The following is a 22,970-nucleotide window of genomic DNA, read 5'->3' as shown; positions in this document are numbered from 1 at the left end:
ACGCCAGCACCAAGCCCGCGTCAGTCACTACAAACGCCGCAGACACAGCCCCTGAAACCTGCCCAGCACTCAGAACAAGCACCGTTGCAGTACTAGCCGGCGCGGGTATCCGCCAGCGCGCGGCGGCACAGCGCGTCGGCGCGGCGGGTCGTCTCGGGCTGCCGGTAGTCGCGGGCCAGGTGGAGGGTGTACGCGCAGGACTCCTCGATGGTCACCCGGTGGCCGACGGACACGAACACCGGCTTCACCCCGTCCCGGGTGCGCAGCGCCCGGCCGACCTCCTCGTCCCCGTCGAGCAGCGGCGTCCAGTCGCCGCGGCGCGGGCCGGGCGGGTCGTGGCGGAAGGTAAAGGGGTTCTTGGCGACGCCGATCGTGGGCAGCCCGGTGAGCACGCCCAGGTGGCTGGCCAGCCCGAAGCGGCGGGGGTGGGCGATGCCGTAGCCGTCGCACACCACGACCCCGGGGCGGTGGCCGAGCCGGTCGAGGGCGCCGAGCGCGTCCAGCACGGCCGGGATCTCGCGGAACGCCAGCAGCCCGGGGACGTAAGGGAAGGCGGTCCGGCCGACCGCCGTCGCCTCCCCGGCGACGGCGAGGGTACGGGCGTCCAGCGCGACGGCTGCCGCCGCGACGACGCCCCGGTCGTCGTCGTACGCCACGTCCACGCCCACGACCGCCCCGGATCCGGCGCCCGGGGCGGGCACGGCCCCGCCTTCCGCGCGGACCGATCCCCGCAGCCGCTCCTGCACGGCGGTGGCCTCGGCCTCGGTCGTGGGCCAGCCGGGCGGGAGTTCATAGCGGGGATCGATGGCGCTCGTCATGACCGGTCACGCTACCGCGCGGCGCGCACCGCTACCGGGTCGGCTCCAGGCGGGCGATGCGGCCCTTCTCGCCCGACGCCCAGCAGCCGCCGTCCGGGGCGCAGTCCACCGAGTCGTACGAACCGGAGTCGAGGGCGCGCCAGGTGCGGCCGCCGTCCGCCGTCACGTCGGTGCCGGTCGGGCCGACCGCGAGCGCCAGCCGCGCGCTGCCGGGCAGCCAGGCGACGCCCGAACGGTAGGCGGGCGGGGGCGCGGTGGCCGGAGTCCATGCCGCGCCACCGTCCGCGGTGACCGCCGCCGCGCGCGGGGACGGCTGGTCGGGGCGGTAGTCGCCGCCGACGGCGAGGCCGTGGCGGGCGTCGCGGAAGGCGAGGGCGAAGACGCCGCGGGCCGGGTCACCGGCGGGGAGCGGCGCGTCGGCGACGGTCCAGCCGCGGCCGCGGTCGGCGGTGTGGAAGACCCGGGCGGTGGCGGCGCCGCCGGTGGCGAACCACGCGTCCCCGCGCCCGGCGCTCACCAGACACTGCCCGCTGGCGGCGAACGCGGACTCGCCCGGCTGTGCGGCGGGCATCCCGCCGGAGGGCTGGACGCGCCAGGTGCGGCCGCCGTCACCGGTGGCGAGGATGCGGTACTTGCCGTCCACGGGGTCGCTGAGCGCGATGCCGTGGCGGGCGTCGAAGAAGGTCAGGCAGTCGTAGAAGGCGCGCGGCTCGGGGTTACGGAACGTCTCGCTCCAGGTGGCGCCGCCGTCGTCCGTACGGAAGACCCGCGATGCCTCGCCCTCGCCGATGGCCAGCACCACCGCGCGCCGCGCGCCGAACGCCTCGATGTCGCGGAACTCCAGCCCCTCCGCCCTGGGCGGGGACACGTTCCGCCAGGTGCGCCCGCCGTCGCGCGTCCGCAGCACCGTGCCCTTCGTCCCCGCGACCCAGGCGGTCCGGCGGTCGACGGCGGCGAGTCCCCGGAAGCGGGCGTCGGTGCCGCTGTCCTTCGGCCGCCATCCGGCGCGTAGGCCGCCCGCCCCACCGGCTTGCGCGGGCGCGGCGAGGGCGGCGGCGAGCGCCGCCCCGCAGAGTCCGGCGGCCGCCGTGCGTCTGAGCATGCCCATGATCCCCATGCGCGTCATGGGGGTGGAAGCTAGCCCATGGGCGGTACGCCGTCCACACCACGACGGCGCCCACCGGAACCGCAAGCGGCGCCCGCGGAAGAACCGCGAGCGCCGCCGATCGGCCGTCAGCCGTGCTTGTTCACTTGTTCAGGCAGAGCCGGACCACCAGCGATACGCAGTTCTGCGAGCCGTCGTCGGTGGGCGCCGAGGTCGGCGTGGACTGCGGGTCCTTCGTACGGCTGCTGTCACCGCCGCCGCTGTCACCGCCGCCGTCCGTCGGGTCCTGCGACGGCGACGAGGGCTCCGAGGTGGGCTCGGACGTCGGAGTCGACCCGGTTTCCGATGGGCTGGGCGACTTGGTCGGCTTCGACGGGTTCGTCGGCTTCTCCGACGGGGGCGCCGACGACGGGTCTGAGGGAGCGGACGAGGGCTCCGTGGACCGCGACGGGGACACCGCGCTCGACGGCACGTCCGAGGGCGAGTGCCCCGGCGCCTTCGTGGACGGGCGACTCCGGGACGCCTCGCGCGTGCCGTCCGCGCGCGGCGCGCCCGGCGTCCGCGACGCGGCGTCGGTCGCGTCCGTACCGGACGAACCGGAAGTACCGGAGGAATCGGAGGACTTCTGATGCGGCGCCGGCGACGCCGCCGCCGCGGGCTGGCCCGCCTCCGCCGCGCCGCCGTTGGTGAGGGCGAGGCCCGTCATGATCGCCGCGCCCGCGACGAACAGCACTCCGGCCCCGGCCACCGCGACCGCGACCGGTCCCGCCTCGCGCACCTGCCCGTGCATCAGGTGGCGCATCGAGCGGCGGCCGGAGACGAGCGGGCCGTTCGCGGGAGCCGCGTGGGCACCGCCGATCGGCACGGTCGCCGGACCGCCCACCCCAGCGGCTCCGGCGCCCGCCGCCGCGGCACCCGTCGTGGCCCAGCCACCCGCGGCGACCAGCGGCCGCAGATACGGCGCGGTGCCCCGGTCGTACAGCGCCAGCAGCGCCGGACCGGTCAGCGCGGCCAGTCGGCCATCGGCCGCCACCAGCCGCTCCATCCGGGTCCGGCAGTCCGGGCAGCCGTCGATGTGCACCGCGATCTGCTCGGCCTGGTGCGGGTCGTCCGTGCCCAGTACGTGACCGGGCAGCCCGTCCCAGTGGCCACCGCAGGCCGCGCTCGCCGCGGTACCGGGCTGCGCACGCAGGAACTCATGGCGCAGGCTCTCCCGGGCCCGCTCCACGAGCGCGGCGGCGGCCTCGGCGGTCGTCCGCGTACGACGGGCCGCCTCCTCCGACGGCAGGTCCTCCGCCTCGTCGAGCCAGAGCGCCGTGACCCAGCGCTGCGGCAGCTCGCCGAGGACCCGTATCAGCGGTTCGAGCAGCGAGGACTGCTGCGGCGGGCCCCAGTTCACGGAGGCCACCGCGAGCCCGCGGACGGCGCCGGTCAGTTCGCCCGGTATGTCGTCGATGTCGATGGACTCCCCCGAGCGCAGCCGCCGCCAGACGCGGAAGTGCGCCTCGGCGACGAGATCCCCCGCCATCCAGGGGTTGCCGGTGAGGGTGCGGGCGTACCCGACAAGTCGTGGATATTCGGATTCGTAAAGCCGGGTGTACGCGGCCGCATCCAGCGCCGCGGGACGCATCGTCATGGTGGAACAACCCCTGGGGTGGGTGCCTCGGGAGGACGGAGTGCGGCGGAAGTTTTGTAACAGCTCCGCACGGCACCCGAGACCGTGCATGGATTTGGCAAGCCTAAATGCCGTATGTCCCCCCGAAAAACCAGTCGTGACGCACGTCACGTCCCGCGCGGGTGCACTGGCCTGTCGGCCTGTACGTCTTATGGACGTAGAGACGGCGAGGACCCGCACTGATCGCAAGGGAGCAGGCGTTGTGACCACTGTCATCGACCAAGCAGTCCAGGCCCACCTCATCGCGTCGACCCCAGAGGCACGCGCCATCCCGGCATGCCTGCGCTACGAGCGCGACGACCCGTTCGCCGTCCGCGTCTCCTTCCCGCCCACCGCGTCCCTCGACGGTTCCGCCGTGGAGTGGACATTCGGGCGGGAGTTGCTCGCGGCCGGGCTGCGCGGTCCCGCGGGCAGCGGGGACGTCCAGATGTGGCCGTGCGGAACGCAGCGCACCGTGCTGGAGTTCCACGCGCCCGAGGGCATGGCGATGGTCCAGTTCGACACCGAGGACCTGCGGCGGTTCCTGGGCCGCTCGTACGCGGTGGTGCCGGAGGGGACCGAGGGCGGGGAGCTGGACCTGGACGACGGGCTGGCGTCGCTGCTCAGAGACGCCGCCTGAGAGATATCCCGCGGGTTCAGTCGGTGGTCGTGGTCGTGACGGCGGTCGCCGCCGACAGCGCCGTGGCCACCGCGGCGGCGAGCGCCGCCCGCACCCGGTCGACCACGCCCTCCAGCGCGGCCCCCGGTGCGCCGCTGCGCGCCTCCAGTTCCGCGATGCGCTTCCGGTGCGCCGTGAGGTCCTTGTGCGTGACGACGGTCGTCAGCCCGCCCGCCGCGGCGAGCGCGATGAGCGCCGCGTCCCGCTCGGACACCTCGGACGCGGGCCGCTCCCCGTGCAGGACGCGCACCGCCTCGTCCCGCATCCCCGCGACCAGCTGCGGCCGTTCCAGCGCGTACTCCTTGACCGGGAACACGCCGAGCACCCGCCGTGAGGTCGCGCGCAGATATCCGGCCGCCCGCAGCTGGTTCCGTACCGCCCGCTCGGTCAACTGCGGCTGATGCCCCACCCAGACCCCCCAGGTGCGCGGCCGGGACTCCTCGATCAGCTCCAGCAGCCCGTCCAGCGCCGGGTCCCCGGTCCGCGCGTCCGGCAGCGGCTTCGGGTGGCCCTTCGCGTCGACGAGCAGCTCGCGCTGCGCCAGTTCGGTGAGCGCCGCGGCCCGCGCGAGATAGCCCCGATGCGTGACGGGCTTGCCGGTGCTCGGATCGAAGGCGAGCAGGTAGAGCGTGGCGGCGAGGGAGAGCGAACCGTTCGGCACGGGACCTCCGGGCATGATCCGGTCGGGCGGGTGCACCGACCCTAGAGGCTGTGCCCTCCCCCGGCGACGGCGACGCGCACCACCCCCGTGTGCGCGTAGCCGCCCGCCCCGCCCTTACGGGTGGTGCAGCTTCACGACCGCCGTGGTGGTCGTCCGCCGGAACGCGTCGACCGGGGCGTGTGCGTAGTTCCCCATCTCGCCCCACGCGACGACGGTGACGGTCCGCCCGTCACGCCCGACCCCGTAGAGGTGGATCCCCGGCTCCGAGTCCGGGTACGAGGTGTGGACGCCGTAGACATGGGCGCCGTCCTCGGCCGGAAGCGTGCCGTAGTCCCGCCAGGACGCCGTGCCCTCGGGGAAGACGCGCTCCCAGTCGGCGGCGCAGTTCCGCACCTTCTTCTCGGCCGCCGCGGCGAGCTTGCGCGCGGCGTCCACGGTGGCGGCCTTGACCACGACCTGGGTCGCGGTCGTGTCGTACTCGGTCCAGAAGGTCCGATGGGTGGCCCCGGCGGAGGGCAGCGTGTTCTCGACGCAGAAGGGGACGTTCTCCGGCAGCCCCCGGGTGACGTCGCTCGCGTACCAGTCGGACGAGGCGTGCGGCGGCAGCTCCTTCGGTACGAGGTGGCCGGGCGTGCCCGGGGCCGCGGTGGCGGTGGCGGACCCCGCTACGAGGGCGGCGGTGGTGAGCGCGCCGAGGGCGGCGGTGCGGAGTGTGTGCGGAGACATACGCATGGAAAGGGTTCCTCGCTTCGCATGTGGTGGAAGAACCGCCAAACTCACGGCGGCAGCCCCAGACTGCGCGGCGCCGCGCCGCCACCGCTACGGCAGGCGTGTCATCCGGGACGCGGGAATGCCTGCACGTACGCTGACTTGGGGGAATGACGGCACCCTGGAACGCGCCCATGGGGCGTTGCGGGTGGCCGCGGGAGCGGAAACGGGGGATGGGCCGGTGGGGAGAGCCGATGCGGTCGAGGAATTCGCGGAGAGCCTGCGCGCTCTGAAGGAGCGTTCGGGCCGCAGCTACGGGGCGTTGGCCACCCGTCTGCACGTCAGCGCGTCCACCCTGCACCGCTACTGCAACGGCGACGCGGTGCCCGCGGATTACGCCCCGGTGGAGCGCTTGGCCCGCCTGTGCGGCGCCACTCCGGAGGAGCTGATCGCCCTCCACCGCCGCTGGATCCGCGCCGACGCGCACCGCTCGACGGGGCGGCCGACCGGGGTGGCCCGGGCAGCCGACCGGGACGAGGCGGCGGGCGGCACCGCGCGCGAGCCGTTCGCGGCGCGGGCGCGATTACGGGCCGTTTCCGCCGACGCGACGTCAGACGAGGCGGCGTCGGGCGGGGCAGCGTCAGGCGGGGCAGCGTCAGGCGGGGCAGCGTCAGGCGGGGCGGCGTCGGGCGGGGCAGCGTCAGGCGGGGCAGCGTCAGGCGGGGCGGCGTCGGGCGGGGGCGCCCGCGCCCCGTGGCGCGCACGGCCGTGGGCCCTGGTGGCGGGCTTGGCCGCCGCCGTCGTCCTCGCCGTCACGGCCGTGGAGGTGCGGTCGTCGTCCGGCGGCGGCGAACCGCGGCGCGACACCGCCGCCTCACCCCCGGCGACCGCGACGCCGAAGGCCCCCGCGACGCGCCCACCCGCCGCCGGGCCCACCGCCCGCGGCCATATGGACCGTAAGGAGACCGAGGACGGTCCGCGGTCGGGCGCGCCGCGCACCGGGAAGCCGGGGCGGCGCGACGGCGGCACGGGATCCACGCCCGGCGCGTCCCGCACGCCCCGGAACGGTTCCGCACGCCTGCCCCTCACCCTCGGCACCCGCTCCCACGTCTGGGAGAACGGCTGCGACCACCGCTACCTCATCGACCGGCCGCCCGCCGATGTCGCCCCGCCGCCCACCGAGCAGGACGCCCCGGCCTGGGCCGCCGCCCATGACGCGGTCCACGGCGGGACCACCAACGTCGAGGTGACGGTCCAGGGCCGGGCGGAGTCCGCGGTCGTGCTGCGCGCCCTGCACGTACGGGTCGTGGGGCGCCGTACGCCGCTGCCCTGGTCGTCGTTCGCCATGGAGAACGGCTGCGGCGGCTCCCTCACCCCGCGCGCCTTCTCCGTCGACCTGGACGCCCCGCGCCCCCTGGCGCGCCCCACCGACGGCAACGACGAGGGCAAGCCGATCCCCGCCGTCCGCTTCCCGTACCGCGTCTCGGCGTCCGACCCCGAGGTGCTGCTGGTCAACGCCCGTACGGCGGGCTGCGACTGCCGCTGGTACCTGGAGCTGGAGTGGACGAGCGGGGACCGCTCCGGGACGGTGCGGATCGACGACCACGGCGCGCCGTTCCGCACCAGCGGCGTCAAGGGCCGCCCCGCGTACGGGTACGACTACGGCGAGGGAGCGTGGCGCGAAAGCGGCTGAGGCCCCTACTCGTCCGCCGTCGTCAGCCGCAGCGCCGCGTCCCGCACGTCCGGGTGCGGATGCTGGCGCAGGCCCCGCACGCGTTCCCGCCAGGGCTCCGCCCATTCCGTACGGGGGCCGCCGACGCCCGTGAGCACCGCGGCGAAGAGCCCGGCGGCGTGTCCGCCGTCCTCCTCCAGCTGCCAGGCGGCGCGCAGCAGCGCCTCGCCGCCGCCCGGCCGCGAGGCGGCGCCGAGCCGGTCCCGCAGGGTGTCGGCGGTGCGGGCGGCGAGCGCGGGGCGGGAGGTGTGCAGCCGGGCGAGGCGGGCGAGCGCGGCGGTCAGCGCGCTCGGCCGGGCGTTCAGGTCGAGCGCCTGGACGAGGACCTGGGCGGCCTCGGGGACGAACGTCTCGTATCCGGCGAGGAGTTCGGCGGCGCCGAGGGCGTGGCGCCGCATCTCCCGCGGCCGCATCCGCCCGTGCTGGGCGAGTCGCGTGGCCAGGTGGCGGATGCGCTGGCGGGCAGGCCGGTCGCGGTCCGGTTCGGCGTCGGGCATGCCGGTGCGGGCGTCGGCGGTGACGAGGGCGGCCAGCGCCCAGGCGAGCGGGTTGTCCTCGGAGGCGCCGTCGGGCGCGGCGGCCATGAGGGCGAGCAGCGCGTCGGCCGCGGACCGCCAGCTCGCCCGGTTGCCGAGGTCGGTGACGGCCGCGACCAGCAGCGCCGCCGCGTCCGGCGCCCAGGGCGACCAGCGGGCGAGCGCCGCGTGACCGGAGGCCGCCACCTCGGGGTCCTCGGTGTCGCAGACGACGCGGATGAGCTGGGCGTAACGCTCGCGGTGGAGTTCGGGGAGGTCGAGCGGCCGGGTTCGCAGGACCGCGTGGCGCAGTTCGCGGCGGCCTCCGGCGGCGGCCGTCAGCAGTTCCCAGGCGCGTTTGGTGCCGAGCAGCCGGGCCGCGAAGCGGACGCAGACGGCCTGGACGTCGGGGTGCTGGCCGGGGAGTCCCTGGGCGTCGGCGAGGAGGGTGGCCGCGTCGGGGACGGGCAGGTGGGTGGCGGCGAGCCGGGCTGCCTCCTTGCGGCTGGTGACCTTGGGCGGGACGGACGGTACGGCGGTGGCCACCCCGTCGGGTACGAGGACGCCGCGGATGAGCCGGTCCAGCCGGGACGGCGCCACGTACCGGGCGGCCCTGGCCGCCGCGTACACCGCCACCCGCGCCCGGTCGCCGCCCGCGTGGGCGAGCAGGACGGGCAGGGCGTCCCCGGGGCGGCGGGTCCGGGACAGGGCGGCGAGCGCGGCCTCGGCGAGGACCACGTCATCGGCGGCGGCCCACGTCCTGACCAGCGGCGTGCCCTCGTCGAGCGGCGCGGCGCGGGCTATCGCGCAGGCGCGTTCGGGCAGGGGCAGGGTGGTGTCGGCGGCGGCCCCGGCCAACAGGCGGGCGGCTGCGGCCTGCTGGCGGGGCAGCCAGCGGGCGCTGTCGCGGCCGGTGGGCGGCGTCCAGTGGGTGCCGTGGGTGAGGAAGCGGCCGTAGGGCGGGGTGTCGCCGAGCGCGAGGTCGAGCAGGTCGGTGCGGCGCCGGGTCAGCACCGCCAGGACCGGCGGCAGTACGGCGGCCGAGGGCTCCTGGGCGAGGAGTTCGGCCACCCGGGCGTCCCGTTCGCGGGGCGGCTCCAGCCACAGGACGATCGCGGTGCGGGCGGTGTCGCCGCGGCCGAACGCGATGGCCTGCCACAGCAGTTCCTGCAGCTCGGGCATGGTGTGGGCGCGCCGTCCGAGGGAGCGGGCGAGGGCGAAGGTCAGCTCGTGGTCGACGCGTTCGGCGCCCGCCTCCAGCCAGGGGCGCAGCGCCTCGAAGACGGTGTGTTCCTGGCCGCGCCGCAGCTGGTGGTCGAGGCGGCCGAGGTCGGCGGCGCCGACGCTGCCCGCGAGCCGGGTGACGGTGCGCAGCCCCCAGCCGAGCAGTTCGCGCCGCCCGGTGACGGCGTGTTCGCGCAGCAGGGCGACGGCGAGGCGGCGCAGCGCCCGGCGGGTGGCGGTGGAGGAGTCGCGGGCCTGGATGGCGTCGGTGGCGACCCGGTCGAGGGGTTCGGCGGCGTCGTCGGTGAACAGGGCGGGCACGGTCGCGGCGAGCGCGTCGAGGGCGGCGTGGCGCACCGGGTCCTGCTCATTGCGCAGCCGTTCCAGCTGCCGCAGCAGTGCGGTGACGGCGCCCGGGTCGCCGGAGCGGGCGGCGTTGCGGATCAGCAGCGGGTAGGCGGCGGCCCGGTCGTCCGCGGCGGGGCGGCGGATGGCCGCGTGGAGCTCGTCGTGGGCCTCTTCGACCGGCAGATACGCGACCGCTTCGAGGACCGTCGTCCAGTGCGCGCCGCGCTCGCGCGCCTGCGCGGCCATCCGGCGCGCCTCGGCCTGGCGGGCGGGGCGCGGCAGCGCGTCGAGGACGGCGGGTGCCAGGACGGCGTGGGCGGGGTCGCGTTCGGCGGTGGCGGCACCGAAGAAGGCGGCGCGGCGGGCGGGCGGCAGCGCGGCCAGCAGCCGCGCCAGGGCCTCGGCGTCGTGCGCGAGGGCCCGGCCCAGGGCGTCGAGTTCGGGCGGGTCGGCGCGGACGAGGCGGCGCAGCACCGCCCGTTCCAGCCCCTGGCCGCGCAGCAGCTGGGTGTGTTCGGGCGTGAGCAGCAGATCGAGCGTACGGCCGGGGTCGGCGGCCACCAGCGTGCCCAGCCGGTGGCGCAGGGGCGGGGGCAGCGCGCTGTGACACCACCGCTCCAGCAGGTCCAGTACGCGGTGCGGTTCGGCGCGGGCGGCGAGCGCCACGCCGGGCGCGTACCGCAGCCACCAGTCGGCGCGCAGCGCCGCGGGCAGCGCGGTCAGCTGCCGCTCGGCCTCGTCGAGGACCGCGGCGGGGTGGCGGGTGGTGAGCGGCCGCCAGCTGCCGACCGCGTGGAACAGCGCGGGCAGCAGCCGTACGACGGTGTCCGCCCCGCACCCGGGCAGCAGCCGCGCCGCCTCGGCGTCGCCCCAGCGCTCCCGCAGCGGGTCGACGAGCCGGTCGGCGAGCGCGGTGCGGCGCCGGGCGACGACGGCCCGGATGAGCTGGCGCCGTACGGCGGCGGGCGCGTCCTCGAACGCCGCCTCCAGCGCCTCGTCCCGGACCCGGGCGCGCAGCGCGTGGCCGCGCACCAGGGGGTCGGGGTCGGTGAGCAGCGTCTCCAGATGGCCGGTCCGCCCGCCGATCGCCGCCGCCGCTGCGGCCAGCCGCCGCTCGTACGCCCCACGCCCCGCCAGCTCCTCGACCAGCCCGGCCAGTTGCCCCCGCGCACTGGCTGCCCGCACCCGCCCGGCCAGCTCCCGCATGCGCCGCGGGTACGGCAAGGGGTCGAGGGCGGCGATCAGTTCGTCGGCGAGGACGCGGGGCGCGTCGGGGTCGTACACCATGCCGAGGATTCTCCCCGCCCCCACCTGCGCCTCCACACGGGGTCATGTTCCCCCAATGCAGGACGCTCCGCCCCTGCCCCGACCGGGCAGTCCGCCCGACACCGCGCACCCAGCGCCCCGGGAGACGCGGGCCGAGGCCGACGCTGCCCCGCCACCCGTCCGGGCGGAGCGCCGAACACCTCCGCGCACGGCAACGGCCGCCGGTGGTCCGGGGAGGCGCAGCCGGGAACCCCGGGGCGGGGGCCCGACCGGGCTGCTCCCAGCCCCGCCATCCGGCCGGGCGGAGCACCAAGCACCTCCGCGCGCGGGGCAACTGCCGTGGTCCGGGCGTCCCGCGATCGGTGGAGGCGCGGGTCAGGCGTCCGGGTGGTAGATGGTCTCCCAGGGGGTTCGCTGCCAGGGGCTGTCCTGGTTCATGGGGTCCACCAGGCGCTGCACGGCGCGGGCCGTGTCCTCCTGGGACACCGGCCAGTCCTCGTTCGAGGTGCCGCTGAGGGCGCGCAGCCAGGCCAGGCGGCCGGTCATGAAGTCGTCGGCGTACTCCTTCCACGAGCCGTACGTCCGCGCGACCGGCGCCACGACCTCGCGCAGCAGCCGCCACGCGGTGGGCTCGTCGAGGTATCCGGCGGCGAGGCCGTAGCGGGTGATGTCCGCGTAGCGGGCGATGTCCCAGGCCAGCGGCGGGTGGCCGATGGCCGCGGCCATCTGCGTACGGTGTCCGGTGGTGGCCAGCCGGTGCAGTACGGCGTGCAGGTCCTCCGTGGTGGTGATGCCCCAGCTGTCCGAGAGCCGCCCCCGGGACACCGACGCGTCGATGCGCTTGAGCGGGTAGAGCAGGGTATGGGAATGCCCCGGGGTGCGCTCGGCGAGGATCGCCGCGAGCGAGACCATCCACCGCTGGTGGGAGGTCAGCGGGGTGGGGTAGCGCTTCTTCGCCGACGGGCCCACGGCCATCTTGACCAGGGTGCCGCCGAACTGTATCCAGCCAGCCATAAGGCGACTGATGCTGGCAGAGCGCCCGCCCGCGGTCAATCGGTGTCCGTACATCGTGCGGGGCCGCCCGGCGGCGCTTACGCTCGGTGTGTGGGTCGGCCGGGCAACCCCAGCAAAAGGGGGAGATATGCCGGAACTGTTCATCGGCGGACAGTGGACCGCCGCCCTCGACGGACAGACGCGGGAGATCCGGTGCCCGGCGGACGGGTCACTGGTGGCCGCGGTGGACGAGGCCGGGCCCAAGGACGTGGCGATGGCGGTCGCGGCGGCCCGGGACGCGTTCGACCGCGGTCCGTGGCCGGGGACCGCGGCCACGGAGCGGGGGCGGCTGCTGCTGCGGGTGGCGGATCTGCTGGAGCGCGACAAGGCGGATCTGGCCCGCGCCGAGTCCCTGGACACGGGGAAGCGGCTGGTGGAGAGCGAGTACGACCTCGAGGACATCGCGGGGTGCTTCCGCTACTTCGGCCATCTGGCCGCCACCGGTGGCGCGGACCGGGTGCTGGACACGGGCAGTGCGGAGATCGACAGCAGGGTGGTGCACGAGCCGGTCGGGGTGTGTGCCCTGATCACGCCGTGGAACTATCCGCTGCTGCAGACGGCCTGGAAGGTGGCGCCCGCGCTGGCCGCCGGGAACACGTTCGTCCTCAAGCCCAGCGAGCTGACCCCGCACACCGCGATCGGGCTGCTGCGGCTGCTCACCGAGGCGGGGGTGCCGCCGGGCGCGGCGAACCTCGTCCTGGGGGCCGGGTCGACGGCGGGCGCGCCGCTGGTCACGGACGAGCGGGTGGACATGGTGTCCTTCACGGGCGGGGTGGTGACCGGGCGGTGGATCATGGCGGCGGCCGCGCCCACGGTCAAGAAGATCGCTCTGGAGCTGGGCGGCAAGAACCCCAATATCGTCTTCACCGACTCCGATTTCGACACGGCGGTCGACTACGCGCTGACGGCCGTGTTCCTGCACTCCGGGCAGGTGTGTTCGGCGGGCGCCCGGCTGCTGGTCCAGGAGCAGTTGCACGACGCGTTCGTGGACGAGCTGGTGGCCCGCGCCCGGGCGATCCGGCTGGGTGGCCCGTTCGACGAGAACGCCCGTACCGGCCCGCTGATCTCGGCCGCGCACCGCGACAAGGTGGCCAGTTACGTGGCGGCGGGGATCGACGAGGGCGCGGTACTGCGCTGCGGCGGGACGCCGCCCGACGAGCCGTCCCTCGCGGGCGGCCACTACTACCTGCCGACGGTGCTGGACGACTGCACACCGGACATGACGGTGGTGCAGGAGGAGTCGTTCGGCCCGGTGCTCACGGTGGAGCGGTTCCGGGACGAGGAGGAGGCGCTGGCGCTCGCCAATGACACGGTGTACGGGCTGGCTGGCGCGGTGTGGACGCAGGACGCGGAGAAGGCGCACCGGGTGGCGTCGCGGCTGCGCGCCGGAACGGTCTGGATCAACGATTTCCATCCGTACGTCCCGCAGGCCGAGTGGGGCGGGATGAAGCAGTCGGGCATCGGCCGTGAACTGGGCCCCGCGGGGCTGCACGAGTACCAGGAGACCAAGCACATCTGGCGCAACACCGCACCCCGCCCCCAGCGGTGGTTCGTATGACGGCGGCCGAGCCCACCGAACCACCCCACCCCGGCCCCCGGGAGGCCGCGGCGCACGACGACGATTCGCTCGCGGAACTCGGCTACCGGCCGGAACTCAAGCGCACGCTCGGCAACTTCCACACCTTCGCCGCCGGGATCAGCTACATCTCCATCCTCACCGGCACCTTCCAGCTGTTCTACTTCGGCGTGACCCACGGCGGCCCGGCGTACTGGTGGTCGTGGCCGATGGTGTTCCTCGGCCAGCTGATGGTGGCGCTGTGCTTCTGCGAGCTGGCGGGGCGCTATCCGGTGGCGGGGTCGGTCTACAACTGGTCCAAGCTGCTGGGCGGTCCGCATGTCGGCTGGCTGGGCGGCTGGATGATGATGACCGCCTCGATGGTGTCGCTGGCGGCGGTGGCGCTCGCGTACCAGATCACGCTGCCGCAGATCTCCTCGTGGTTCCAGGTCGTCGGCGACGGCAGCAGCGGCACCGAGCGGGCGGCCAACGCGGTCGTACTCGGCTCGGTCCTGGTCCTGTTCACCACCCTGGTGAACGGCTTCGGGGTGAAGCTGATGGCCCGTATCAACTCGGCCGGAGTGGCCATCGAGCTGGTGGCCGCGATCGTGCTGATCCTGCTGCTGGCCGCGCACTTCACCCGCGGCCCGGGCGTGGTGCTGGACACCTTCGGCCACGGCCAGGGGCAGTCGATGGGCTACTTCGGCGCGTTTCTGACCGCCTCGCTGGCCTCCGCGTACGTCATGTACGGCTTCGACACGGCGTCGTCGCTCGGCGAGGAGTCGGTGGATCCGGGCCGCAACGCGCCGCGCGCGATTCTGCGGGCGCTGATCGCCTCGTTCCTCATCGGCGGGTTCATCCTGCTGTTCGCCCTGATGGCGGTGGAGAACCTGCACGCGAAGCAGCTGGCGGAGGACGGGCTGCAGTACGTGGTGCTGTCCACCCTCGGGCACACCATGGGCGAGATCATGCTGTGGTGCGTGGTCATCGCGATCACGGTGTGCGCGCTGGCCGTGCACACCGCCAGCATCCGGCTGATGTTCGCCATGGCGCGGGACAACAACCTGCCCGGCGGTTCCCGGCTCGCCCATGTCCATCCGCGCTTCCAGACCCCGGTGCTCCCGGCGATCCTGATCGGTCTGGTGGCCATCGCGATCCTGGTCATCAACATCAACCAGCCGCAGATCTTCTCGGTCGTCACCAGCATCGCGATCATCATGATCTATATGGCGTATCTGCTGGTGACCACGCCCATGCTGGTGCGGCGGCTGAGGGGGCAGTGGCAACCGGCCGCGGGCCGTTTCTCGCTGGGCCGCTTCGGCGTGCCGGTCAACGCGCTGGCGGTGCTGTGGGGCCTGGCGATGTCCGTCAACCTCGCCTGGCCGCGCGCCGCGGTCTACAACGCGACCGGACCGCAGCACTGGTATCTGCGCTGGGGCGCGGTCCTGTTCATCGGCGTGGTCGCCCTCGGCGGCTTCGCCTACTACTGGTTCGTGCAGCGCAGACACACCGGCGTCCTCGCCGAGCACGCCGCCGCAACCGCGCCGTGAGCCCATGAGGGCCGTGAGCCCATGAGGGAGGACAGCCCCGTGGACGAGTTCGACTACGTGGTGGTGGGCGGCGGCACGGCCGGGTCGGTCGTCGCGGCCCGGCTGAGCGAGGACCCTTCGGTGACGGTGTGCCTGCTGGAGGCGGGCCCCTCGGACGTCGGCGACGACAACGTCCTGCGGCTGGACCGGTGGATGGGGCTGCTGGAGTCCGGCTACGACTGGGACTATCCCGTCGAGCCGCAGAAGCAGGGCAACAGCTTCCTGCGGCACGCCCGCGCCAGGGTGCTCGGCGGCTGCTCCTCCCACAACTCCTGCATCGCGTTCTGGGCCCCGGCCGAGGATCTGGACGAGTGGGCCGGGCGCGGCTGTACGGGGTGGAGCGCCGAGGAGACGTACCCGCTGTTCCGGCGCCTGGAGAACAGCGACGCGCCCGGGGACCACCACGGCCACGACGGCCCGGTCACCCTGCGCACCGTACCGCCCCACGACCCGTGCGGCCGGGCGCTGCTGGCGGCGTGCGAGGAGGCGGGCATCCCGCTCACGCCGTTCAACACCGGTGAGACGGTGGTGCGCGGCGCCCACTGGTTCCAGATCAACGCGCGCGAGGACGGCACCCGCTGCTCCGCCTCCGTCGCCTACCTCCACCCGGTGATGTCCGGGCGCCCCAATCTGGCCGTACGCACCGGGCTCCAGGCCAAGCGGCTGCTGCTGGACGCGGACCGGCGCTGCATCGGCGTCGACTACCTCGCCCCCGACCTGATCCACACCCACACCGTGCACGCCCGGCGCGAGGTGGTCGTCTCCTGCGGCGCGATCGACACCCCGAAGCTGCTGATGCTGTCGGGCATCGGGCCCGCGGACCATCTGCGCGGGACGGGCGTGGAGGTGATCGTGGACTCCCCCGGTGTCGGCGAGAACCTCCAGGACCACCCCGAGGGCGTCATCATGTGGAACGCCGAACAGCCCATGGTCCGCAGCTCCACCCAGTGGTGGGAGATCGGCATCTTCGCCGCCACCGAGCCCGGTCTCGACCGGCCCGACCTGATGTTCCACTACGGCTCGGTGCCGTTCGACATGAACACCTACCGCTACGGCTATCCGACGTCCGAGAACGCCTTCTGCCTCACGCCCAACGTCACCCGCGCCCGCTCCACCGGCACCGTACGGCTGCGCACCCGCGACTTCCGCGACAAGCCGAGGGTCGACCCCCGCTACTTCACCCACGACCACGACATCCGCGTGATGATCCACGGCCTGCGGCTGGCCCGCACCATCGTCGCCCGCCCCGCGCTGGCCCTGTGGGCGGGTGCCGAACTCGCCCCGGGGCCCGACGCGGACACCGACGACGAGCTGTTCGCGTACATCCGCGACACGCACAACACCGTCTACCACCCGTCCTGCACGGTGAAGATGGGCGCCCTCGACGACCCCACCGCCCCGCTCGACCCCCAACTCCGGGTCAAGGGGGTGACGGGGCTGCGGGTGGCCGACGGCTCGGTGATGCCGCATCTGGTGGCCGTCAATCCGTGCATCACCACGATGATGATCGGCGAGAAGTGCGCCGGCATGATCAAACAGTCCCGACCGTGAGGGCCTCTCGCCCGGCGCGGTAACTCCCGTGGCCAATCAAGGCGTTGGCACCGCGCGGCCACAGCCATCCCTTGAGCCCGCACACCCCCGGCGGCCACTCTGATCGCACCTTCCGACAGCAGAGTCGGATGCGATGAGGGAGGAAGCCAGCCGATGCGAAGATCGCGTCGCCTTGTGGCCGTGGTGGGCGCCGCCGGTGTGATGGCCGTCCTGGCCACCCCGGTGGCCGGTGCCCGGCCGTCCCAGTCCGCAGCGCAGGCCCCACAGACGGCCCCACCGGTCCGTACCCAACAGCACACCGTCACCCTGATCACGGGTGACACGGTCACCGTTACCACCGGCGCGGACGGCAAGTACGCCGTGGAGGTGGAGCGGGCGCCGGGCCGCGAGTCGGCGGAGTTCGTGACCGCCGAGCAGAACAAGGAAATCAGCGTCGTCCCCGTGGACGCGCTCCGGCTGATGTCCAAGGGCCGGGTCGACGCGGGCCTGTTCAACATCACCCAGCTCGTGAAGCAGGGCTACGACGACCGGAAGACCGGCTCGATCCCGGTCATCGCCACCTACCGCGGCGACGGCGCGCACCCGGCCCCCGAGGGCGCGCGCAAGACCTTGGCGCTGAGCAGCGTGGACGGCGCGGCGCTCAGCGCGCGCAAGGCCGACGCGGCGGACTTCTGGGCCGACGTCAGCGGCGACAAGGGGTTACGGAAGCTCTGGCTGGACCGCAAGGTCAAGGCGTCGCTCGACGTCAGCGTCCCGCAGATCGGCGCGCCGGAGATGTGGAAGGCCGGACACGACGGCAAGGGCGTCAAGGTCGCCGTGCTGGACACCGGCATCGACGCCACCCACCCGGACGTCAAGGACGCCGTCGCCGACTCCAAGAGCTTCGTCCCGGATCAGACCGTCAAGGACGGCCACGGCCACGGCACCCATGTGGCCGACACCGTCGCGGGCGGCGGCGCCGGGTCCGACGGCAGGTACAAGGGCGTGGCGCCGGGCGCGAAGCTGCTGGTCGGCAAGGTGCTGAACGACGCGGGCGAGGGCTACTCGTCGTGGATCATCGAAGGCATGGAGTGGGCCGCCGCTTCCAAGGCCAAGGTCATCTCCATGTCGCTCGGCGCCACGGCGTCCGGCCCCTCGGACCCGCTGAGCGAGGCGGTCGACCAGCTGTCGGCGTCCTCCGGGGCGCTGTTCGTGGTCGCGGCGGGCAACTCCGGCCCGTTCGAGGGGACCGTGGAGACGCCCGGCATCGCGAACTCTGCGCTGACCGTCGGCGCCGTCGACAAGTCCGACAAGTGGGCGACCTTCTCCAGCCGCGGACCGCGCACCGGCGACTACGCGGTCAAGCCCGAGATCACCGCGCCCGGTGTGAACATCACGGCCGCCCGCGCGGCCGGTACGACCATGGGCACCCCCGTCAACGACCTGTACACCACCTCCAGCGGCACCTCCATGGCGACGCCGCATGTCGCGGGCGCGGCGGCGATCGTCGCGGAGGTCCACCCCGGCTGGACCGGTCAGCAGATCAAGGACGCGCTGGCCAGCACGGCCAAAACCGGGGCGTCGGACGGTCCGTTCACCCAGGGCGACGGCCGGGTCGACGTGCCGCGCGCAGCCACCCAGGACGTGTTCGGGACCCCGGTCCTCAATTACGGCCAGTACGCGTACGACGCCGACCGAGCCGACCCCAAGACCATCCGGTACACCAACGCCACCGACAAGCCGGTGACGCTGAAGCTGGCGTCCTCGGTCGGCGGCGGCTCCCTCGCCCTCGGCTCCGACACCGTGACCGTGCCCGCGAACGGTGAGATGAAGGTCCTGGTCACCGTCGACCCGGCCAAGGCGGCAGCGGGCCGCCACACCGGATACGTCACCGCCACCGGCGACGACGGCGCGGGCGGCACGGTCAAGGTGACCACGGCCGTCGCCTACGAGAAGGCGGAGAAGCTCCACGACCTCAACGTCACGCTGCTGGACCGCGAGGGCAACCAGTCCCCTTCGGCGCTCTACACCCTCCAGAAGCTCAGTGACACCAGCCAGAACCAGTTCGGCTACATGCGCGGCTCCGAAACCTTCCAGCTGCCGCCCGGCACGTACTCCCTCGCCACCTGGATCCCGGTCTACGACAGCGGGAAGCACGAGGTCGCGACGAGCGTCGTGGGCGATCCGCAGATCGAGCTGAACGGCGACGCCTCCCTCACCCTCGACGCCCGCAAGGCCGTCGAGATCAAGCCGCGGACCAAGGAGAAGGACCCCGAGTCCCAGGGCGTGATCACTTCCTGGCACCGGGAGCTGAAGGGCGGCAGCTCCTTCGGCCTGACCTACTCCATGGGCAAGTGGAAAAAGCACATCTACGCGGCGCCGACCGAGAAGGTCGCCGAGGGCACCTTCGAGTTCTACAGCCGCTGGCGGCTGGAGAAGACGAAGCTGACCGCGCGCGTCACCGGTCCCGAGCGGGTCACGCTGAGCCCGGAGTACGCGAACACGTACACCGGCTGGCCCGTCAAGATCGACGGTAAGCGGAAGGTGCGGCTGGTGTCCGCCGGGGCCGGTACGGCCGAGGACTTCGAGGGCCTGGACGTGAAGGGCAAGGCCGTGCTGGTGGGCCTGGCACCCGACGGATGGCCCGACGAGGCGGTCGTCAACGCCACCAAGGCGGGTGCCGCGTACGTCCTCGCCTACCGCAAGACGACGGCCGGTCTGTGGCTCACCGCGGTCGACAGCGCGACCATCCCCGTCCTGTCGCTGCCCGGCGAGGAGGGCGACAAGCTGCTCTCCCTGCTGGACGGCCAGGCCAAGGGGGTGACCATCGAGCTGGGCGGCACGACCAACAGCCCGTACCTGTACGACGTGGTGCTGCCCGAGCCGAACGCCATCGGCAAGGACCTCACCTACCCCCTCAACAGCCGCACCACCCACAAGGTCACCGCCCGCTACAGCGGCCCCGGGAAGGGCCACCTCGGCGCCGAGGCCACCCACACCTTCCGCCCCTACCAGCTCTTCTCGGTGGAGCAGAAGGCCGAGGTGACGCTGGGCACCCAGCGCACCGAGTACTACAGCGCCGACCCCGGCACCCGCGTCTGGCGCACCGCCATGCAGGACTACGACGGCGGCGGACGGCAGTGGGCGCCGCTCACGACCTACGCGCCCGGGACGAAGGACACCGTGAACTGGCTCTCCCCCGTCATCCGCCCCACGACCGCCGCCGAGTTCGGCACCTCGGAGCGCGAGGGTGACCAACTCACCCTCGCCGTACCGGAGTTCTCCGAATCGGGCGCCGGGCATTACGGCTCCGCGGGCGCGGCCAAGGACGGCGTGGACGCGGTGAAGACCAGCCTGTACGCGGACGGCGAGCTGATCGGCGAGGCGCCGTACGGCTCGGGCACCTTCGCCGTACCGGCCGCGAAGGCCGACTACCGGCTCACCGTCGACGCGCGGCGGACCGCCGAGTGGTCGGCGTACTCCACCCGGACCACCACCCAGTGGGACTTCGCCTCCGCCCACACCGCCGGAGCCACGCCCCTCCCCCTGCTCTCCCTCGACTACGACCTCGGGGTGGACCTGGTGGGCCGCGCCAAGGCGGACAAGCGCTTCACCTTCGGCCTGACCCCGCGCCACCAGGACGGTGCGAAGGCGGCGAAGATACGCACCGTCAAGGCATGGGTGACCTATGACGACGGCACCACCTGGAAGGCGGTGAAACTCACCCGCGACGGCGCCGATTACCGGGCCACCGTGAATCACCCCCGGCTCGGCGCCACCAACGGCTTCACCGGCCTGCGCGTCCAAGCCGCCGACGCCGACGGCAACCGAATCGATCAAACGGTCATTCGTGCATATGGCCTGAAGTAGGCCGAAAGCCGTCCTCTGGCGGTAACGAACACCGTCTAGCGTGCCGTTGATTGAATCGTTGCATCGACGCGCTGGAGCCGCCGGAAGTGGACAGCAGAGCAGCATCCTCATCCGCCGAGACCCCTGCCGCGCCCCCGAGTCCCTGGGCCGCGGCAGGGGTCTCCGACTTCGACGAGACGCTGTACCACGCGATCCTCCACCAGCCCGACGCGGGCGTCACCGGCTGGGCGGAACTGCTCCGCACCTCCCCCTCCCGCGTCCGCCGCGGCTGCGCCCGCCTCCTGCGCCTCGGCCTCCTCCAGGCCCCCGACTCCACGGGCGGGCTGCGCCCCGTCGACCCGCGCAGCGCCGTACGGGCCCTCATCCGCAAACGCGAAACCGAATCCGAACTCCTCGCCGCCACCGCCGAGGACCTGGCCAAGGTCTACACGGCCGGGCTGCTGCGAGCCGAACCGTCCGGACTGATCGAAGTGGTGCAGGGCGAAAGCGCCAACGCGGCACGGCTGGAAGAGCTGTACGCCCGGGCCGAACACGAGATCTGCCTCTTCGACGCCCCGCCCTACCTCGCGCCGCTCACTCCGCAACTGGACCTCCAGCGCGAGGTGCTGCGCCGCGGTGTCTCCTACCGCACGATCTACTCCGTCTCCTCTCTGGAGACCCCCCAACTCCTCGCCTACGCCGAGGGCATGGTCGCCCTCGGCGAACAGGCCCGGGTCCTCCCCGCCGTGCCCATGAAGCTCCTGGTCGTCGACGGCCACCGCGCGATGCTGCCCCTGACCAGCACGGACGCGGGCCCGGGCTACTGCGCCGTGATCGTCCGCCACTCCGCCCTCACGGACGCGCTGCGGACCCTCTTCGAGACCCTGTGGCAGCAGGCGACGCCCCTGAGCGGCGTACGGGAAGAGAGCCGCGAAGACCTCACCGAGGCGGACCGCAACCTGGTGGGCCTGCTGGCCGTGGGCATGAAGGACGAGGCGATAGCCCGCCACCTGGGCATCAGCCTGCGCACCCTGCGCCGCCGCATCAGCACCCTCCAACGCCGCCTGGGCGCGAGAGGCCGCTTCCAGGCAGGAGCCCGAGCCGCCCACCGAGGCTGGACCTGACCCCTGTCCCCCACCCCGCTAGCGCCACTGCGTGGCCGCCCCGCCCGCCCTCGGGACCACCGCTTCGATCTTCTCCCGGATCCCCCGCATCACCGCCACGATCCGCTCCTCCCGGCCGCCCTCCGCCAGCCGTGCCGTCGGCACCGAGCAGCTGATGGCATCGACCGCCGGGGCGTCGTACCGCAGGGCGAAGCCGAAGCCCGTGATGCCGGTGACACCCTCCTCGCGGTCCACCGCGTAGCCGCGGTCCCGGGTGCGGGCCAGGTCGGCGGCCAGGGATGTGCGGTCCGGGTGAGTGCGCGGGGTCAGCGGTTCCAAGGGGCCGTCCGGCAGGGGGAGTTCGGCGTCGGGGCGCTCGGCGAGGAGCGCCTTGCCGAGGGCTCCGGCGTACGAGGGGAGGCGGCGGCCCACGCGGCTGAAGGGCCGCAGGTATTCGTGCGACTCGCGGGTGGCGAGGTAGACGACGTCGCCGCCGTCCAGCCGGGCGAAGTGGATGGTCTCGCCGAGGGCGTCGGACGCCTCGTCCAGATAGGGCCGGGCCGCCCGCACCCGCGGGTCGCTGTCGAGGTAGCTGGTGCCGGTGAGCAGGGCCCGGATGCCGATGCCGTACAGCGAGCCGGTGACGTCGGTGCGCACCCACCCGCGGTCGATCAGCGTCTGGAGCAGCGCGTACATGCTGCTGCGCGGCACCTCCAGCTCCTCGGCCAGCTCCCGTAGCCGGGCGGGCTGGTCGCCGCGTGCCGCGAGCAGTTCGAGGAGCTGCACGGTGCGGCCCGCCGACTTCACTTCGCGTACGCCACCGGTTTCCGCCATGGGCCGCATCGTAATCCGCGCGACTGGCCGTCGCGGCCATCCGGTCCGGGCAGGCGACGCGCTCGCTGGCGGCGCCGGGATGTCCCGTAACCGCCATCGAGCCGGGAGCGGACATGGCGGCACTCGCTCGCCGACGGCTGGCCGACCTCCGTAATGCCGACATCGAAGAGCGTCGGCCTGGTGGTGCCCACCGGTTACGCCTTCAACCTCGACGGCACCTCCCTCTACCTGTCCATCGCGATGACGCAGGACTTCGAACGTGCCACCGGCCCCTGGCACCTGGAGCGGGCCGCGGTGCCCGAAGCCTTCCTGCCGCTGCCCAGCTCCCTCCACCAGGCCGCGTTCATGCTCTCCGGTCTGGAGGTCGACACCGACCGCATGCGCCGCAACACCCACCTCACCGGCGGGCTCATCGTCGCCGAGGCCGTCATGATGGACGTCGCGCCCGTCCTGGGCCGTCAGCGGGCCCACGACGTCGTCTACGAAGCATGCCGCACGGCCATCGAGACCGGGACCACTCTGGAGGGCGAACTGCGCGGCCACGCCGAGCTGGTGGACCAGGTCGGCGCCGACCGGATCGCCGAGCTGTGCGACCCCGCCCGCTATCTGGGCAGCGCGGCCACCATGGCGCGCGGAGTGGCCCGCACCGATCGCCCCGGCTCGGGGTCTTCCGCGTAGCCGCAGGTGAGTCCCACCTTTTGACGTCCCGCACCTATTGACGCCCCCGCGTGCGCATTCCTAATCTCT

The 22,970-nt window shown here is 73.7% G+C and carries 15 protein-coding genes and 1 pseudogene; 8 read left to right on the top strand and 8 right to left on the bottom strand.

All coding sequences use genetic code 11. The features are described 5' to 3' along the window. Positions 1-92 precede the first annotated feature (92 nt). From ACZ59A_RS21135 to ACZ59A_RS21125, 3 genes are all read right to left on the bottom strand, one after another. Positions 93-818: an endonuclease V gene (locus ACZ59A_RS21135; RefSeq protein WP_470960614.1), complete on the bottom strand. Its 726-nt coding sequence runs from the start codon at positions 816-818 to the stop codon at positions 93-95. Positions 819-849: 31 nt separating this feature from the next. Then, positions 850-1,944: a WD40/YVTN/BNR-like repeat-containing protein gene (locus ACZ59A_RS21130; RefSeq protein WP_470960613.1), complete on the bottom strand. Its 1,095-nt coding sequence runs from the start codon at positions 1,942-1,944 to the stop codon at positions 850-852. 121 nt (positions 1,945-2,065) lie between these two features. After that, the gene (locus ACZ59A_RS21125; RefSeq protein WP_470960612.1) at positions 2,066-3,559 is read right to left on the bottom strand and encodes an RNA polymerase sigma factor; all 1,494 of its coding nucleotides are present in this window, start codon (positions 3,557-3,559) and stop codon (positions 2,066-2,068) included. Between the two features lie 241 nt (positions 3,560-3,800). Here ACZ59A_RS21125 and ssgD point away from each other — a divergent pair, with 241 nt between their 5' ends. Further along, positions 3,801-4,217 carry a spore wall synthesis regulator SsgD gene (gene ssgD / locus ACZ59A_RS21120; protein WP_468046194.1) on the top strand — a complete coding sequence of 139 codons (417 nt, stop codon included), beginning with the start codon at positions 3,801-3,803 and terminating at the stop codon, positions 4,215-4,217. Positions 4,218-4,233: 16 nt separating this feature from the next. On the opposite strand, the gene ACZ59A_RS21115 is transcribed toward ssgD, so the two are convergent. Both ACZ59A_RS21115 and ACZ59A_RS21110 read right to left on the bottom strand, forming a co-directional pair. Then, on the bottom strand, positions 4,234-4,917 hold the full coding sequence (locus tag ACZ59A_RS21115; RefSeq protein WP_470960611.1) for a GOLPH3/VPS74 family protein: 684 nt from the start codon (positions 4,915-4,917) through the stop codon (positions 4,234-4,236). 114 nt (positions 4,918-5,031) lie between these two features. After that, positions 5,032-5,649, bottom strand: a complete 618-nt coding sequence (locus tag ACZ59A_RS21110; protein WP_470960610.1) for a hypothetical protein — start codon at positions 5,647-5,649, stop codon at positions 5,032-5,034. 217 nt (positions 5,650-5,866) lie between these two features. Between ACZ59A_RS21110 and ACZ59A_RS21105 the strand changes: the two genes are divergently transcribed. Then, entirely contained in the window at positions 5,867-7,318 is a 1,452-nt protein-coding gene (locus ACZ59A_RS21105) for a helix-turn-helix domain-containing protein (RefSeq protein WP_470960609.1), read from the top strand. A 5-nt stretch (positions 7,319-7,323) separates the two neighbouring features. Here ACZ59A_RS21105 and ACZ59A_RS21100 read toward each other — a convergent pair whose 3' ends face one another. Together ACZ59A_RS21100 and ACZ59A_RS21095 are read right to left on the bottom strand one after the other, a co-directional pair. Continuing rightward, on the bottom strand, positions 7,324-10,731 hold the full coding sequence (locus tag ACZ59A_RS21100; protein ID WP_470960608.1) for a hypothetical protein: 3,408 nt from the start codon (positions 10,729-10,731) through the stop codon (positions 7,324-7,326). A 354-nt stretch (positions 10,732-11,085) separates the two neighbouring features. Next, entirely contained in the window at positions 11,086-11,724 is a 639-nt protein-coding gene (locus ACZ59A_RS21095; protein WP_468046184.1) for a DUF1266 domain-containing protein, read from the bottom strand. A 127-nt stretch (positions 11,725-11,851) separates the two neighbouring features. On the opposite strand from ACZ59A_RS21095, the gene ACZ59A_RS21090 reads away from it, so the two are divergent. The 5 genes from ACZ59A_RS21090 (at position 11,852) to ACZ59A_RS21070 (ending at position 21,410) form a co-directional block, all read left to right on the top strand. Next, complete coding sequence (locus tag ACZ59A_RS21090) at positions 11,852-13,321, top strand: aldehyde dehydrogenase family protein (protein WP_470960607.1); 1,470 nt, start codon at positions 11,852-11,854, stop codon at positions 13,319-13,321. Beyond that, entirely contained in the window at positions 13,318-14,868 is a 1,551-nt protein-coding gene (locus ACZ59A_RS21085) for an APC family permease (protein ID WP_470960606.1), read from the top strand. Before ACZ59A_RS21090 ends, ACZ59A_RS21085 begins: the two co-directional genes overlap by 4 nt. Positions 14,869-14,889: 21 nt before the next feature. Continuing rightward, the gene (locus ACZ59A_RS21080) at positions 14,890-16,458 is read left to right on the top strand and encodes a GMC family oxidoreductase (RefSeq protein WP_470960605.1); all 1,569 of its coding nucleotides are present in this window, start codon (positions 14,890-14,892) and stop codon (positions 16,456-16,458) included. Between the two features lie 153 nt (positions 16,459-16,611). After that, on the top strand, positions 16,612-20,307 hold the full coding sequence (locus tag ACZ59A_RS21075; RefSeq protein WP_470960604.1) for a S8 family serine peptidase: 3,696 nt from the start codon (positions 16,612-16,614) through the stop codon (positions 20,305-20,307). A 50-nt stretch (positions 20,308-20,357) separates the two neighbouring features. Then, positions 20,358-21,410: a helix-turn-helix transcriptional regulator gene (locus ACZ59A_RS21070; protein ID WP_470960603.1), complete on the top strand. Its 1,053-nt coding sequence runs from the start codon at positions 20,358-20,360 to the stop codon at positions 21,408-21,410. A gap of 18 nt (positions 21,411-21,428) precedes the next feature. Here the strand turns inward: ACZ59A_RS21070 and ACZ59A_RS21065 are convergent, their stop codons facing one another. Next, positions 21,429-22,223, bottom strand: a complete 795-nt coding sequence (locus ACZ59A_RS21065; RefSeq protein WP_470960602.1) for an IclR family transcriptional regulator — start codon at positions 22,221-22,223, stop codon at positions 21,429-21,431. Positions 22,224-22,385: 162 nt separating this feature from the next. Between ACZ59A_RS21065 and ACZ59A_RS21060 the strand changes: the two are divergent. Then, positions 22,386-22,901: pseudogene (locus ACZ59A_RS21060) on the top strand (hypothetical protein); the annotation flags it as partial. Between the last annotated feature and the right edge of the window lie 69 nt (positions 22,902-22,970).

This window comes from Streptomyces sp. NPDC040405, from assembly GCF_055595765.1.
This window is presented reverse-complemented; position numbering and strand designations above follow the sequence as displayed.